Genomic DNA, 16805 nt, shown 5'->3' on the forward strand with positions numbered 1-16805 from the left:
TTTAGCAGATGTGGGGAAAATGTGGGGAATTTTTCGTATTTTTGCTCTGTCAATCCGGAATCTGGGTACTATGAAAATAACTCTCATCATCAAAAAGAGCGTAAAACGCTATGATACAGAATCGAAAGCGACCATTTACGCACGTCTGCGGGATGGCAGGCAGGTAGATATGGTCGCACCGACCCGGCTCACCATCAATCCCAACCTTTGGGATGACAAGGCCGAACAGGTCAAAAGCAAAATCGTTTGCGACGACGAAATGCGTTCCTATTACAACGATGAAGCCCGAAAACTCAAATCCCACCTCGAAAGAGCCTATCAGTCCCGACAGACGGCAGAACCGCAGAAAGAGTGGCTGAAAGAGGCATTGGAACAATATTACAATCCGCAAAAATACAATGTCGAAACGGCCTCAGAAGAAACCGCCAAGCCGACGTTGATCGCATTGTTCGACGAATTTCTCGAAAAGCACCGTCTTTCCGATGTCCGCAAAAAGAATTACCGGGTCATCAAACGAGGATTACAGCGGTATGAACTTTATGTCCGGACAACCAAGAGGGGGCAAAAAGCATTCGTATTGGACATAGACCATGTAACGGCCGACACCTTGCGGGATATTTGGGAATTTTTGGAAAATGAATACCGCTACCGCGCTCTTTACCCGGAAATCTACGAAGCTATCCCCGAAGCACGCACGCCACAACCCAGAGGGAAGAATACTTTATTGGATTGTTTCTCGCGCATCCGGACTTTCTTCTATTGGTGCAACAGCAACAAAAAGACCCGCAACCGACCGTTCGACGATTTCCCGTTGGAGGAATGCACATACGGAACGCCTTATTATATCACGATCGAAGAGTTGCACAAGATTTACGGCACGAACCTGAAGCGGCATCCGCAACTGGCCGTTCAGCGCGACATCTTCGTTTTTCAATGTCTGATCGGCTGCCGGGTGGGCGATCTGCTGAAAATGACGAAATCGAATCTGATCGACGGAGCCATCGAGTACATACCGCGCAAGACCAAGGAAGGGCGACCGCTGACCGTGCGGGTTCCGCTGAATCAGACAGCCAAAGAGATCGCAGCCCGTTACAAAGGTCTGGACGGCGACAAACTGCTGCCGTTCATCTCCGAGCAGAAATACAATATGGCGATCAAGCGGATTTTCAAAGCCGCCGGATTGAAGCGGTTGGTTACGGTCATAAACCCCACCACCCGCGAAGAAGAAAAAAGGGTACTTTACGAGATCGCCTCGTCGCATCTGGCCCGCCGGACATTCGTCGGAAATCTGTATAAGCAGGTCAAAGACCCCAATTTGGTCGGAGCTTTGAGCGGACATAAGGAAGGCAGTAAGGCTTTCGCACGTTATCGCACCATTGACGATGAAATGAAGCAACAGTTGGTCGATTTGCTGAAATAATATATTGCTTTTTAGAATTTACTGAAAAGAATCCATATTTTTGTCCTAACAAATTGAGAGCCGCATTATGTTAACACAGAAACAACTGGTACAAATACTTGGCAATCCGGAAAGCTACAACATCGAGATAACGACCTCGACAACCAATATGGACAAATTTTGCCAGGCGATTTGTGCTTTTTCCAATGATTTACCCGGCGATGACAAAAGCGGCTATCTGATTATAGGAGCCGAAGACAACGGGAAGTTATCCGGCCTGCGTGTCGATGATGGTCTACTACTCAAAATGACCAATATCCGCACCGACGGCAATATTCTCCCGCAACCGGTAATGACTGTCGAGCGCTTTGTTTTGGAAGGTGGCGATTTACTCGTGGTCGAGGTCAAACCGTCCGAATTTCCTCCGGTCAGATACCGGGGACGTATTTGGGTACGGATAGGTCCGCGCAAAAGCATCGCATCGGAAGCCGAAGAAAAAATATTGATGGAGCGAAGAATCTCTAATATTCGAACGTTCGATGCCATGCCGTGTATCGGAACGACGCTTGCCGACATTGATATAAACCTTGTTCGGTCAGAATTTTTACCAAAAGCCGTAGCCAGTGAAATTCTTGCAGACGATAAGCGCCCTCTTGAAGAACAGTTGGCATCACTCGGATTTTTCGACTTGCGATATAACTGTCCGACGAACGGATGCATTATTCTGTTCGGGGGAAATCCGGGGCGCTATTTTCCGGGAGCTTATGTCCAATATGTCCGTTTCAAAGGTGTGGATCGTGCAGGGGAAATCATCAATGAACACAAGTTCGGGAATAACCTTTGCCATGACCTCATTAAAATAGACGCATTCGTCGAAACGAGTGTGTCGCAAAAACGCCCGATTCCGATTAGTGTTCTCCGGGAAGAAACCGTTGCGAATTACCCATACTGGGCAACGCGGGAACTTCTGATGAATGCGATCATGCACCGGGATTATGAAACGAATGCCCCGATACAATTCTATGAATACGATGATCGTATTGAAATACAAAATCCCGGCGGTTTATATGGAAAAGTCAGTCCGGAGAATTTTCCGAATGTAAGCGATTACCGCAATCCGTTCATTGCCGAAGCGATGAAAATTCTCGGTTATGTCAATCGTTTCAGCCGAGGTGTTTATAGGGTTCAAAAAGAGCTGACGGAAAACGGCAATGAAAAAGCCGAATTCGACTTTTCATTTGTCACGGCATTTCGGGTAATTGAAAAAGCATCGAAACGATATTACGATGCAGGCTTCGGTGCTGAGAGAAACCCACAAGAAACCCACAAGAAACCCACAAGAAACCCACAAGAAACACCCCAAAATATTCGGGAAAGGATCATCTACGAAATCCAAAAGAATCCGGCAATCTCCGGCAGGGAATTGGAAGCGTTATTAGGACGTACCTCGAATAGCATTAAGCATTATCTACTGCAAATGAACAAAGAGGGGATTATCAGTCATGAAGGGCCGACAAAAGGCGGCAGATGGGTTGTCTTAAAAAAGTAGTACAATACTATGGGCCAGCAGGAATACGAGGCTTTCAAAGCGAAGTTGCGGGAATGGATGAACACCCACCCCGACGAATACGCCGCATTCGAAGAGGCGATGAACGCCCGTGACTATGCAGGGTGCCAGTCGGTCATATTCCAAGCCATGTCCCTTATCCCCCGGTACCGGCGCCTCATGTCCGACAAAGCCAATGAAGGACTGTTCGATCATGTCGATGAGATCGAACAGGCGGCCCGACAACACGACCTTGCCGGCAAGATCATCCGGGAGTGCGAACAGCCCGGCAAGGATTCCACACTCCCGGCAATGCTTTGCTGGCTCTACTTCGGCAAGAGTTTCGAACGGATGGTGGAGCGTTGCGAAGAGCTGCGGCGCTCGCCCGATCTGGGATTCTTGCAGAAGATGACCATGAGTGCCACGATCAGACTGCTGATCTCCCGCTCCATCAAATTAGAACTGCGCACCAAGCAGGACTGGGATGCCCACCGCGAAGCGATGCGGCTGGCCGAAAGCGACCGGGTGCTGGAATGGGCTACGGGTACTCCTCCGGCCGAAGATGCAGGTGAAAAGAGGAAACCCGGCCGGCCGAGTACGACCAAATCATTGATGGACATGTTTTCACCGGCTGTCACGCATCCCGACGTGTTGCGGCAAAAGATCGGCGAATACATCACGAAGAGACACACCCAGACCGACATCGCACGGTTGAAGATCGCACTCGATGAATTGCGCTATCTGGTAGTTCCAACCAACATCAAACCGTTCCGCGATGCCCTGCAAGCGGAATACGGCTCTGACATCCGCATCGTCCACGAGCGGGGCATACAGGAAGCATACAGCCGCCTGACGGAACCGCTGCTTATCGGATCGGCCGTCAGCAGTCGGGGCAGCGAGGCCCTTATCATCCGGGAAATAAAAGATTTTCTATCGCAATAAGGCTCGTTAAATTCGCCTTAACACACCGCGAATTAAACGCTTAAATATCGCTCAATCATAACATTATATTTGCGCCGTCGCTCGGATTTCCGGGCGGCGGCGTTGCTTTCCCATCCGCCGGAAGGCTGCGCCTCACAACGGGCGGAAAGCAATGTATGAAAGATTTGTTATCCATCCTCCGGGATGCTCCGGGCAGCATCCGGCTGGAGGTAAGCGGCGAGGATCTGTTGGCTTTCTCCAACAGCCTTATCGACCGTGCCAAAGAAGAACTGGCCGCACAGGTCGCCGAAGCCCGCAAGGAACGTTACCTGACCAAAGAGCAGATCAAAGAGCTATGCGGCGTTTGCGATGCGACGCTCTGGCATTGGAACCGCAAAGGGTATCTGAAAGCTGTAAAGGTCGGGAACAAGGTTCGCTACCGCACCTCGGACATTCAACGGATTCTCGGCGAACAAGATGGCAAATAAGGTGTCAGACAGCGTTGCAGTCCCCGGCAAGCAGTCCCGGAACGAGCGTATCGAGGAGTTCCTGCGGGAGCATTACGCCTTTCGCTACAACACAGTCAAAAGCCGTGCGGAGTTCCGCAGCAGCGACGGCGAGTTCCTCCCCGTGACCAAATACCGGCTTAACTCCTTCCGCCGGGAGCTCGACCGCACCATCGGCATCTCCACCTCGGCGGAGAACCTGCGCAGCATGCTCGAAAGCGACTTTTCCGAGCGTGTGAATCCCGTGCAGGCGTATTTTCATAAACTGCCGCCAGTAACGGGAACGCAGGCCATCGACGAACTGGCCGCGACCGTCACCGTGCGCAACGCCCTGCATTGGTCAGAATACCTGACCAAATGGCTCGTCGGCGTGGTCGCCAATGCGATGAACGATGTCGGGTGTCAGAACCATGTATGTCTGGTATTGACCGGCGAACAGGGAAAGTTCAAGACTACATGGCTCGACAACCTCTGTCCCCGCTCACTCGCCAGTTATCTTTTCACCGGAAAGATCGACCCGCAGAACAAGGATGTACTGACGCTGGTCGCCGAATACCTCTTCATCAACATCGACGACCAGCTGAAGGCGCTCAACAAACGGGATGAAAACGAGTTGAAGAACCTCATCACGGCTCCTTCGGTCAAATACCGGCGGCCCTACGACGTTTATATCGAAGAGTATCCCCACTTGGCGAGCTTCATGGCCTCGGTGAACGGGAACGACTTTCTGACCGACCCGACCGGCTCGCGGCGCTTCCTGCCCTTCGAGGTGTTATCCATCGACATCGACCGGGCGATATGGGTAGACATGGATCAGGTATATGCCGAAGCCCGAACACTCCTGAACAACGGATTCCGCTACTGGTTCGACGACACCGAAATCGAAGAACTGCACCGGGGAAACGTCGCATTTCATGTCCAGACCATCGAATACGAAATGCTGCTGAAAGGGTTCGAGAAGCCTCCGGAACATGCCGTCGCAGATTGCTTTATGACCACCGTGGAGATTCTGAACTACCTGCGCAGTTATTCGTCGCTGAACCTCTCCGAAAAACGCATGGGCGAAGCCTTGCGCAAGGCCGGGTTCGAACGACGCTCGAAGCGTATCAACGGAAATCCCGTCTACGGCTGGGTCATTGAAAAAATCTCACCCAACCCTTTCGTCTCTTACGGATTGTAGTTACTACGCTACTACACACTGCGATAAAACATTGAAAAAGAATAGGCTGCCATGTAGCAGAATACAAAATACACACCTTACGACATCTTACTACGCCACTACGTCAATTACTACGGTAGTAAGGTGACATAAACTTGGTTACTACACATAGCGAATTATTTATCAAACGATTACGCAAATGTAGTAGGTAGTAAGGCAATATCGGCAAACTTCGAAAAACAAAAATTATGAATGATCTGAAAAATATCGGCATCCGGCAATTCCTCTCCCAACGAGGTATTCAGCCCAAATACGAACGCAACGGCTACGGCATGTATCTTTCCCCTTTGCGTGAAGAGCGTACACCGAGTTTCAAAGTGGACTACGTGCAAAATCTCTGGTACGACTTCGGATTGGGAGAGGGCGGCACATTGCTCACCCTCGTGATGCGGTTGGAGCGGTGCGACAGCCGTGAAGCCGTCCGACGGCTGCAAAACGGTGAAAAAAGGGACGCCGGTTCCGTTTCTCTTTCACCGGGTGTTGGCGAGCGTCCAGCTGCCGGAGGTCCCTTGCCGGTCTTGCGTCCGGCCACCCTTCCCGCGTTCCGCATCCTCTCCGACGCTTCGCTCCGGCATCCGGCATTGGTCGGTTATCTCGCCTCGCGCGGCATCGTCCCGCCGGTCGCCGCGGCATTCTGCCGCGAGGTCCGCTACGAGGTAAACGGCCGCGCCTTTTTCGCCGTCGGGTTCCGCAACGATGCCGGAGGGTGGGAGCTCCGCTCCGCACGGTTCAAAGGCGGCTCCTCGCCCAAACATATCACCACCATCGACAACCGTTCCGACACGGTAATCGCTTTCGAGGGATTTATGGATTTTCTCGCTTATCTTTCGCTGAAATATCCCGAACGACTGCGCATCGACGCCACAGTTCTGAACTCGGTCGTCAACCTGCCCAAAGCCGTTCCGTTTATCTCCCGGCATCCGGTGATTCACGCCTTCTTCGACAATGACGAGGCAGGACGCAAGGCAACTGCCGATCTGATCCGTCTTTGCCCCCGCAGCGAGGTCATCGACCAAAGGCATTTTTACAACGGGCACAAGGACGTAAATGACTATCTGACCGCCCGCATAAAAGACCGAACACAAAAGCCTTCGACACAGAAGAACGCCCCCGAAACAAAGGCCGTTCAGACTCTTCGGAATAATCTGCAAGCCCTGAAAGCGGAAACGGCGGAAATTGAACCACCGCGTCGGAAAGGGGTAAAGATTTAAGAAAGGCAAGGTTGTGTTTTCGTAGACGAAAACTCCGCCTTCCCCGCTGGCCGGCGTAAAATCCCGCTGGTCTGAAAAAAAATGCTTACAAACCACTTATCATGGAAACACCGAAAAAAACATACGGCAAACAGGGCGGACGCCCGAAAGTCGGCATCGGCCGCATCCGCAAATACGTCGTCAGCACGCGGCTCAGCCCCGAACGGAAACTCCGCTTTTCGGCCCTCTGCCGCGAAGCAGGACAACCGCCTGCCGAAGTCCTGCACCAGCTGATCGACCGAGGAACGGTAAGAGCACGGATCACCCGCGAACAACTGGATTTCATGGCCCAACTCAAAGGCATTGCCCGCAACCTGAACCAACTGACCCGGCTGGCCAATGCCAAAGGTCTGGCGGCTGTCAGGGTACGGCATGCGGCGATCGTCACGGCCATCGAAAAACTCCTGAAACAGATATGCGATGGTCGGTAAGGTAATATCGGGATCGTCTTTTTCGGGGACGGTAGGCTACGTGATGAAAGAAGAATCCCGGATCTTGGAAGCCGAAGGAATTATGCCTCCGGAAGTGAAGGACATGGTGCAGGACTTCAAAGACCAGACCTTATTGAACCCGCGGCTGAAAAACACCGTCGGGCATATCTCGCTGTCTTTCTCACCCAAGGACGCTCCGCGGATGACCGACGCCCTGATGACGCAGATTGCAAAGGAGTACATGCAGAAGATGGGCATCACCAATACGCAATACCTATTGGTGCGCCATCTCGACCAGCCCCATCCGCACTGCCATCTGGTCTACAACCGGGTCGGGAACAACGGGCAGACCATTTCGGACAAGAACATCAAGATTCGAAACGCCAAGGTCTGCCGGGAGCTGACCGAGAAGTACGGATTGTATCTCGCACCGGGAAAGGACGACGTACGGCGGGAGCGGCTGCGCGAACCCGACAAGACCAAATACGAAATCTACGATGCAATCAAAGGCAGTCTTCCCAAGTGCAAGAACTGGAACGAGTTGGAAGGTAAATTAAAAGAACAGGGCATCAGCGTGCGATACAAGTATTGCGGTTCGACCGACCGCAAACAAGGGGTTTTGTTCTCGAAAAACGGCTTCGAGTTCTCCGGCTCGAAGATCGACCGGGCTTTCAACTTTACGAAACTCGACAACCGGTTCAACCATATTCAACAGCAGACCCAACACCGGGCCACGCTCTTCGGGAACCTCTCGGCGGCGGCAGGCAATTACCGTTCGGCATTTGCAGGTTTGTTCGGCGGTATGGGTAGCGGCGGCACGCGCGAAGAACTGCCTTCGGTAAATCTTGGAAAGGCAGGCGGGATTCCGCTGCCGCCGGCCGGTTCGCCCGTCGGAGTGTCCGCCGAGCAGTTACAGCGCAAGCCGGGAGAAAGCCCCGAAGAGCATATCGCACGAATCACGGCGCTGCTCAACGCTGCAGCCGAGGCGATGGCAATAGCTGCGATGGAACACCGACGCAGGATGGAAGAACAGAAAAGAAGAGCCAAAATGAAAATATAACCTTAAAACCGGAAAACCATGAACAACGAAAATAAGATCGACCTCTCGATCGAAATGTACGAAGACCTCAAGGAAACACTTGTCAAAGCCATTAAAAACGCCAAGACGGGAAAAACCGACGGCAGTATACATTCAGACAATGCACAAACCGAACGGATCGAGCGGCTGATAGAGGCCGCGGAACTTTCGCAGAGACAGATTGCACAGCTGCTCGAACACCTGCAACGGCATACGGCCTTGCCCGGAATAAAAACCGAGCAGGTACGAGAATTTACCGACAGATACAACACACTGCTGGCACAGTTGGCTGGGAAATTGGAGGTGATCGACAAAGAGAACAGGCAGACGCATACATTGATCGAGCAAGTCGGGCAAGCCGTCGAAACAGCGGCAAAGCCCGAAAACCTGCCCCTGCAGGAACACCGCCATACTTATACGCTCGATCTTAAATCCTCGAAAACATTTCTGACGATGTTCGTCATGCTGGGTGGTATTTTCCTGCAAGCTGCATTCATCTACCGAATCTCGAAGAATAATCGGCTGTTGGCCGTGAACGACCTGAAATACCGTTACGTGAAGATGTGCGGGAAAATCGGCGAAAAGGAGCTGACGGAGTTGGAAACCATATTTTGGGATGAGCAGCACACGGCCATACGCGATACTGTCCGAAACCAAGTCGAGCGGTACGAGGAAGCCGTAAGGCGGCGGGCCAAGCAATTAGAGCGGGCGACCGTTAAGGAGCGCAAAGCCCAAAAACTGCTCGAAGAGGCTATTAAATTAAAACAATAATCATCTTTATTGTATATTTGTCATTGTTTTATATTAAATATGAAATATTTATATACAATTTACTTTCTATTGTACGTTTCGACGCTTTCGGCACAAACGATCGATTCCCTTTATTCCGTTTTCCGTCACACGAACGGTTCCGAACGGACTGCTACTGCCAACCAACTTTTCGAGGAATTTTACAACCTCGGCCTGACCGACTCACTTTATCAATTCTCCGCCCGGAACCGGCATCGGGAAATAGAGGCACTTATAACGTATTGGATGGCAGAATACGCTTTCGACACCGAGGACTATAAAGCGGCTACAATCTGGGCCGAGGAAGCGCTGCCACTCTGCCGTGAATCGGGCGATGATATTCTTTTATCAGATTGCTTAAACCTATTAAGCGCCAGTCTTCAGCGACGAGGCGATTTCGGGCGGGCCCTGCCTTGGCAGGAGGCTTGTTACTGGATTGACAAACGTTTAGGCGATGCGGAACGGCTGAGTTCTTCACTCAATAACCTGGCAGCCCTCTATCTGGCGACCGAACAACCCAAAACAGCCGAAAAGTATATACTCGAAGCCATCGCCATAGAACGAACGCTCAACAGGCCGGCAATACTTGCTATTCGTCTGGGCATGGCATCGGACATTCTTCTGAAATCCCAACGTCCAAAGGAGGCCTTACCCTACGCCACCGAAGCGCTCGCTCTCGACCGTGCAGGAGGGCGCCAAATAAAGACGGCAATTCGTCAGTCACAACTGGCCGCCGTTTTATCAGCACTACAACGCGACGATGAAGCTCAGGAACTTCTACAAGAAGCAGTGTCCGTATTCGAACGAAATGGGAATATCCACTCTCAAGCGGTCTGTTGCAACCAGCTCGGGAACATCGCTCTGCACAAAGGCCGCAATGCCGAAGCCGCAGATTATTTCCACCGCAGCGTTCGTCTCTGTGCGCAAAACGGCAACCGCTTCATCGAAAGTAAAGCGCAGTACGGCCTATGGCGCGCTTTGCGCACAACCGACCGCTCTGCGGCATTGCGGCATCTGGAGCTCTATACGACACTGGCCGATACAATCTTTTCCGAACAGACAGCCCGGCAACTCAGCAATTTCCAGGCAAAATACGAATTGGCAGAAAAGGAGCACCGCATCGCCATACAACAAAATGAAATCCAGCACAGAAAAAACATGCTAATCGTCCTAATCATAATCATTATTCTTTGTATTATAGCATTAACCGTCATCGGGCGATTATTGGTCCTCCGCCAACGCCACAATGCCATGCTCCAACAAACTCTCAAGTTAAAAGAGCGACTGCTTGCATTATTGCCGCTGCACTCCAACAGCGCAATCCATAACGAAATCGAAACTATCGCAAAAGAGATAACTGTACCACAAATACATTTCACCCCGCGTGAACGAACAATCATTCACTTATGTTGCGAAGGTTTACAAACAAAAGAAATCGCAGACCGGCTCGGCATATCCCAGCGTACGGTCGACACGCACAAAACCAATATCTTCCGTAAAACGGGTATTAACAATACGGTCGAACTAATGCGTTATGCCATGCAAGTCGGGTTAATCGACACAAATCAAAGTTCAAAGACACCAACAGATACGTAATTTCTCGTAGATACAGTCGATTTTCAATTTACATTTTTTGTCAGGGGGGGGGAATCGCTATATTTGTAAATGTGAAAAATAACCCCTTCCTATTATGTTTTCCTTACCCCGAGTTTCACGTAAAACGATATTCGTCCTACTGTTTCTTGGCATAATTCAAGTTTCTTGTACCAATCATTCCTCCCCAGCACAATCTTTCGCAGAACGCGCATGCATAGACAGCCTCGTGCGCGCCAATCGCAACCTTGATTCAATGGAAATATGGCTGGAAAAGTTCTCCCGCGAACAAAACCATATCGGACTTATTTTCGTATGCCGGGAACTGGGGAAACGCTACCGCGAAAAATCACGTTTCTCCGAAGCATTAGCCATTCATAACCGAGGCTTAAGATTGGCAATAGAACTGGCCGACACGCTCGAGATTGCTGATGCCTACAACAATATCGGTACAGATCTGCGACGAATGGGAATGCTCTCCGAAGCAGCAGATTCCCATTATCTGGCCTTACATATAGCCGAACAATATACTGGCAACGAACCGCGCCAAAACCGCAAGAATTATGTCTATGCATTGAATGGTCTCGGCAACATTTATAAAGCACTCGACAACCGTAATGAAGCCGAACATTATTTCCGTCGGGCACTGAAGATCGAGACCGAAATGGGTAATGAATTAGGGCAGGCGATCAACTGGGCCAATTTAGGTAGCATCTATAAATACCGTCAACAATACGACTCTGCCTACCTATGCTTCACCCGCTCTCTCGAGCACAATGAACGGGCACGATCTAAACTCGGCATCGCATTATGCCACACTCATTTCGGTCAGATTCACGAGTGCCGTGGCGACTATGAACAGGCATTCGGCGAATACAACATCTCTTACCGGCTGCTGAAAGCAATTCCCGACAAATGGAATTTGCTCAAATCGTGTACAGCCCTGGCCAGCCTCCATTTTCGACGCGGGAATCTTCCTAAGGCAAAAAAAATTCTCGACGAAGCATTGATCACAGCACGTGAAATACACTCATTCGGCCATTTGGAAGAACTCCATCTGCTTCGCTCAGAATATTACGAACGATTAGGGATATGCCGCAATGCACTGCATGAACTCAAACTCAGCCATCAATACCGCGACAGTCTACTGACAGACCAAAACGAAAGCATGGTTTATGAAACCCAAATACGTTACGAGCGCGATAAGAAAGCACGCGAAATCGCCGAATTGAATGAACAGAACGAACGACAAATACGCAGCAGACGACAAGTAACCATTACATCGGGTATTGTCATATTGCTGACGTTCATGATACTCGGAGTTCTGGTCTACGCCCTGCGCATGAAGATCCGTTCACAACAGACCACACGGCGTATGGCCGCCATGCAGCAAAATTTTTTCACGAACATCACGCACGAATTCCGCACACCGTTAACTGTCATCCTCGGCCTGGCCGAACGTCAGATGGCAGCAAGCAGCGACAAGGCCTGCAACAAGGATATGCAGGTCATCATCAGGCAAAGCAACACCTTGCTGGAACTGATCAACCAACTGTTGGGTATCGCCCAAATACGTTCCGCCATAACTACCCCGGAGTGGCATACGGGTGATATCATAGCTCTGTTGCATCTGATACTGGAGAATATCCGCATTTGTTCAGAACAGAAACTCATCGAGATCGAGTTTGCACCGACTCTGTCCTCGCTTAAAATGGATTTCATCCCGGATTACATGCAGAAAATTCTACGCAACCTGCTGATCAATGCGGTGAAGTTCACGTCTCAAGGCGGCAAAATTCTCATAACCGTCACAGCAAACAAAGGACAGGCCGCCATCACCATTGCAGACTCAGGCATGGGAATTAGCCAGGAAGACCTGCCATACATTTTCGAACCTTTTTACCAAGGGAACAATCCCGAAGCATATCTCGGCACGGGCATCGGGCTGTCGATGGTGCGCCAGATGACCGAGGCGATGGGAGGTACAATCGAAGTATTCAGTATCGAGGGACAAGGCTCGTCATTCATCGTGCGGTTGCCATTGCATCATGGCAAAGGATTTCTAAGCGAATGGATCCCGGGAAACAATTCCCCTGAAAAATCGGGTTCCATCGTCGATGAAATACCGGAAAACAATTCTGTGACAAACTCCGACAATAAACAGAAGAATACGATTCTGATCGCGGAGGACAATTCCGATGTTGCCAGCTACATCAGCAGCGAACTCAGGAGCGATTACCACCTGCTTCTGGCTCGTAACGGCCGTGAAGCGCTGGCGAAAGCCGAAGCCTACATGCCGGACCTCATCCTCACCGACGTCATGATGCCCGAGATGGATGGCTATGAACTATGCCGTGCCATCCGAAATTCAGAAACTCTCAACCATATCCCCATCATCATTATTTCGGCCCGAAGCGATGAGCCGGATCGTCTCGCCGGTCTGGCGACGGGCGCCGACGCCTATTTGGTCAAACCGTTCAATACAGAAGAACTTCAGTTACAGATCCGGAAACTGCTGGAACAGCGACGCATCCTGCGTGAAAAATATGCACGGCAGATGCAAGTAGGAAACATGCCCCCTCAAGAGCTACCCGAAGCGAATCGGGAGTTCATGACACGTCTGCACCAAATCATCTACTCAGAGATGGCCGATCCGACGTTCAACTCCGAGACCATTGCAAATAAAATCTGCATGAGCCGTTCGCAACTCAACCGCAAGGTCAAAAGCATCACGGACATGGATACAGCAACATATATCCGACAAGCACGGCTGCAATTCGCCCGCAATCTGCTCGTCTCATCCGACAACGCCATCGGCGATATTGTTATCCGTTGCGGTTTTGAATATCAGAGCTATTTCAACCGGATTTTCAAGCAACATTTCGGGATGACCCCTATGGAATACCGCAAACGGAACCGAAAATAACCCTTTGACCGATGAATTCAGGCCGCTTCCCGTTCCCGGGGAGCGGCTTTTTCATATTCGTACTCCTCCTATGCTTTTTGCACCCGACAAATCACGCATATCACTAATTTATAGAAATTTAGAAATAATCGTGCGCAGGAAATTCAAATCACAACCAAGTAAATCGCGTCCCCAGTATAAAAATCAACGTCAAGATTATTAACACCGGCAGCCCTGTTCTGCGAACTTTGCAAACAGAACGAAAAACAATAGAAACGCCGCGGTACATAATTAACCCAAATTCAAATTCCTATGAAAAAACTTTTTTCTTTATTACTTCTTTGTGGAGCCTTGTGCACACTGGCTTCATGCGAGAAAGACAACGATAATCCCGAACCGGAGACCAACCGTTTCGTACTTTCCGGGAAGAACTACTCCAATTTTACTGTCTCTGTCGCTAAAGATGAACTGAACAAAGGTAATTACGACATTCATATACTTCCGGCAGAAGACAACACGATGGAGTTGTGTCTGCAATGTTCCATGCAACACGACGGGGTGAGTCTGGACCTTACGAAGGTAGACCCTCTACTGGCAGTTCAGGATTATAAGGGATGGTATTGGAATATTGAAGCCCAAACAAACGGAATCACAATATTGGAAGGTTGGGGAGGCGATGACCCCGATTTTGGAGTGGCAGGCGACATCCTGTATATCAAAAGTCTGAATAAGGACCACACTCAATTTGAGATCCGCTGTAAACTCACCGACCCCGAAAAACGTTCTTTGGTCTTCTATTATAAAGGAAACGTAACACTTGCCACCGAGTAAATTGCCAAAATACGACTTCGTGAATACACACAACCGCTAAACCACAATGCCTATGAAAATGATGCTGCAAAACATCCGGGAGCGGAGCGAGGCTCTGCTCGCTGACGGACAACGACAAAACGACACCGGAAACAAAGCCGCCGGCAGGCGCGCCCGCAAGGCGAGTCTTGAACTGGAGAAAATCCTGAAAGAATTTCGCAAAATTTCGCTTGCCTCCGGAAAAAGGGGATAATCCCAGATTATTTCTAAAACCGAGGCCCCATGAACACAGACCCTCCTAAACCGAAAAAAATGACCAGTGAGGAAGTGCAACGAATGTTGGCTGATTTCTATCAGGAAGTTGAACGCCGCGAACAGGAAGAGGGACGTCCCTTGCACATCTCGACAAACAAGGTACCCCGACCGACATGCTGGCAACGACTTCGCAGCTTGTTCTCCTCCAGTCGTCCGACAATCAACAAACGAAAAAAATAAAAACACTACAAACCCATTAAAACAGATTCAATCATGAAAAGAAAACTTTCCTATGCCATCGTCATCGCACTCTGCGGTATGATGGGATTCACCTCGTGCACGAAAGATTACGACGATGATCTGCGCATTCACCGCGAAATGATCGAAAACAACGAAAAGGAACTTCGCGCCACCATCGATGCATACCAGGTGCTGGTAAACAACACCATCGAACAGATGGAGATTGCTTACAAAAATGCCGATAATCTGATCAAACAGGAGATGAAGGCCGAATTCGATGCTGCCAAGGCCCGCCTGACGGCACTCGAAACCGCACTCGAAACCGCCAAAAACAACATCTCGGCCCTGCAAACCGATCTAACCACATTCAAAGCTGCGGTTCAGCTCGATTTCCAGGAGGTGAACAACAAGATTACGGCTATCAACGCACGCATCGACGATGCCGAATTGAAAATCACGGCACTCGATGGTCGTCTGACCTCGGCAGAACAAGCCATCATTGATTTGAAGGCGTGGAAAACTTTGGCCGAAGGGAAACTGGAGGATCTGAAAAACAGCCAAACGGCGACCGCAGCCGATGTGGAAGCTTTGAAGACCCGCATCAACACGGCTGAAGGCAAGATCACAGCACTCGAAACGCTTTGTAACAACCTCAAAGCGGAATTCGAAGCCGCCGACGTAGCACTCGGCCAGCGCATCGATGACCTGACGACGGCACTCGGAACGCAGGAGACCTCGCTCACGGCACTCATCACCAACACACAGAATGCACTCAACGCACGCATCGACGACTTCAAGAGCGAAATGACCACGGCTTGGAACGACTATAAAACGACGGTGGACGGCAAACTCGCCGCAATGGCGACGCAACTCACCGCAGTGATCGCCGATGTCAACACGCTGACCGGCAAGCTCGCTACGCTGGACGGCAAGGTAGGCACTCTCGAAACCGCCGTAGCCAACCTGACGGCTCAGATCGCAGGCCTCGCCTCGCAGACCGCGCTGGACGCCCTAACCACACGCGTAAACCAGCTCACCATAGATCTCGCCGCCAAAGAGGCTGCCCTGAAAGTGCTGATCGACGCCAATAAGGACGGTATCACGGCCAATAAGGCGGAAATCGAAGCGCTGAAAGTCGAAATCAACACGATCAAGGCCGACATGCAAGCGATGAAGACCGAATTGACGCAGGCGATCACCGATGCAGTATCCGACAAGGTAACCCAGACTGCTATGGATACCGCCATCGCACAACTCGAATCGGATTATAAGGCTGCCGACCAGGCCCTGCAAACGTTGATCGACACGATCAACAACACGACCCTTCCCGCCATGGACAGCAAAATTACGGCGCTCGAAGGCCGCATGGAGACCGTGGAAACCGATATCGAAGCCATCAAGAACCGCATCCAGGCCGTTCGGTGGATTCCCGCCTACAGTGACGGCAAACTGACGCTCTCGGCAAAGAAGACCGGTGGTACGTACGAATCAGCCAAACTGGAAGAGGAACTCTACGTGACCAGCGCCAACACGAACATTATCGCCGACATCCTCGACGCCTCAAAGGGTTATACGGTTGAGGTGATCGCCAATTCGGTGAATACCCGCGCCATTGTGACTTCTCCCTTCGGAACAGCAACCGTTACCGCCGGTACAGAGAATAATGTGCTGAAAATTGCAATGGGATATACCGACCTCGCAACCCTTTGGAGCAGTTTCAATACCGCAACTATTCCTACGCCGATCAAAGTACAGCTGGCAGTGAAGATTTCGGACGCCAAGGGTAATTCGGCCATGACCGACTTCGCCGACGTCGTAATCGTCAACAACTAACAAAAAACGATGATGTGCGGGGAGAGATAC

General features: G+C 50.7%; 14 protein-coding genes. All 14 read left to right on the forward strand.

The genetic code is table 11. The features are described from left to right. Window positions 1-70: 70 nt before the first annotated feature. The 14 genes from NQ519_RS02930 to NQ519_RS02995 all read left to right on the forward strand — a co-directional run bounded on the left by NQ519_RS02930 (window position 71) and on the right by NQ519_RS02995 (window position 16775). Entirely contained in the window at window positions 71-1420 is a 1350-nt protein-coding gene (locus NQ519_RS02930) for a site-specific integrase (RefSeq protein WP_019149559.1), read from the forward strand. A gap of 67 nt (window positions 1421-1487) precedes the next feature. Next, complete coding sequence (locus NQ519_RS02935) at window positions 1488-2948, forward strand: ATP-binding protein (protein WP_019149558.1); 1461 nt, start codon at window positions 1488-1490, stop codon at window positions 2946-2948. A gap of 9 nt (window positions 2949-2957) precedes the next feature. After that, on the forward strand, window positions 2958-3887 hold the full coding sequence (locus tag NQ519_RS02940) for a DUF6043 family protein (RefSeq protein WP_019149557.1): 930 nt from the start codon (window positions 2958-2960) through the stop codon (window positions 3885-3887). A gap of 155 nt (window positions 3888-4042) precedes the next feature. Next, a complete protein-coding gene (locus NQ519_RS02945) occupies window positions 4043-4354 on the forward strand; it encodes a helix-turn-helix transcriptional regulator (protein ID WP_019149556.1) in 312 nt (103 codons plus the stop codon). Then, a complete protein-coding gene (locus NQ519_RS02950) occupies window positions 4344-5552 on the forward strand; it encodes a virulence-associated E family protein (RefSeq protein WP_019149555.1) in 1209 nt (402 codons plus the stop codon). Before NQ519_RS02945 ends, NQ519_RS02950 begins: the two co-directional genes overlap by 11 nt. 227 nt (window positions 5553-5779) lie before the next feature. Beyond that, window positions 5780-6802, forward strand: coding sequence for a toprim domain-containing protein (locus NQ519_RS02955; protein ID WP_044118576.1), 1023 nt, complete (start codon window positions 5780-5782; stop codon window positions 6800-6802). Between the two features lie 101 nt (window positions 6803-6903). Beyond that, window positions 6904-7272, forward strand: a complete 369-nt coding sequence (locus NQ519_RS02960; RefSeq protein ID WP_227901037.1) for a MobC family plasmid mobilization relaxosome protein — start codon at window positions 6904-6906, stop codon at window positions 7270-7272. Further along, window positions 7262-8332, forward strand: coding sequence for a relaxase/mobilization nuclease domain-containing protein (locus NQ519_RS02965; RefSeq protein ID WP_227901036.1), 1071 nt, complete (start codon window positions 7262-7264; stop codon window positions 8330-8332). Before NQ519_RS02960 ends, NQ519_RS02965 begins: the two co-directional genes overlap by 11 nt. 18 nt (window positions 8333-8350) lie before the next feature. Continuing rightward, a complete protein-coding gene (locus NQ519_RS02970; RefSeq protein ID WP_019149550.1) occupies window positions 8351-9121 on the forward strand; it encodes a hypothetical protein in 771 nt (256 codons plus the stop codon). Between the two features lie 39 nt (window positions 9122-9160). Beyond that, window positions 9161-10735 carry a tetratricopeptide repeat protein gene (locus NQ519_RS02975; protein ID WP_019149549.1) on the forward strand — a complete coding sequence of 525 codons (1575 nt, stop codon included), beginning with the start codon at window positions 9161-9163 and terminating at the stop codon, window positions 10733-10735. Between the two features lie 253 nt (window positions 10736-10988). Then, window positions 10989-13658 carry a hybrid sensor histidine kinase/response regulator transcription factor gene (locus NQ519_RS02980; protein ID WP_019149548.1) on the forward strand — a complete coding sequence of 890 codons (2670 nt, stop codon included), beginning with the start codon at window positions 10989-10991 and terminating at the stop codon, window positions 13656-13658. A gap of 291 nt (window positions 13659-13949) precedes the next feature. Next, window positions 13950-14468, forward strand: a complete 519-nt coding sequence (locus tag NQ519_RS02985) for a hypothetical protein (protein WP_147513132.1) — start codon at window positions 13950-13952, stop codon at window positions 14466-14468. Window positions 14469-14520: 52 nt separating this feature from the next. After that, a complete protein-coding gene (locus NQ519_RS02990) occupies window positions 14521-14700 on the forward strand; it encodes a hypothetical protein (RefSeq protein WP_019149546.1) in 180 nt (59 codons plus the stop codon). A gap of 275 nt (window positions 14701-14975) precedes the next feature. Further along, window positions 14976-16775 (forward strand): coiled-coil domain-containing protein, encoded by a 1800-nt coding sequence (locus tag NQ519_RS02995; protein ID WP_019149545.1) that lies wholly within the window; start codon window positions 14976-14978, stop codon window positions 16773-16775. Window positions 16776-16805 lie beyond the last annotated feature (30 nt).

The sequence above is a fragment of the Alistipes senegalensis JC50 genome (assembly GCF_025145645.1).
GTDB classification, from domain to species: Bacteria; Bacteroidota; Bacteroidia; order Bacteroidales; family Rikenellaceae; genus Alistipes; species Alistipes senegalensis.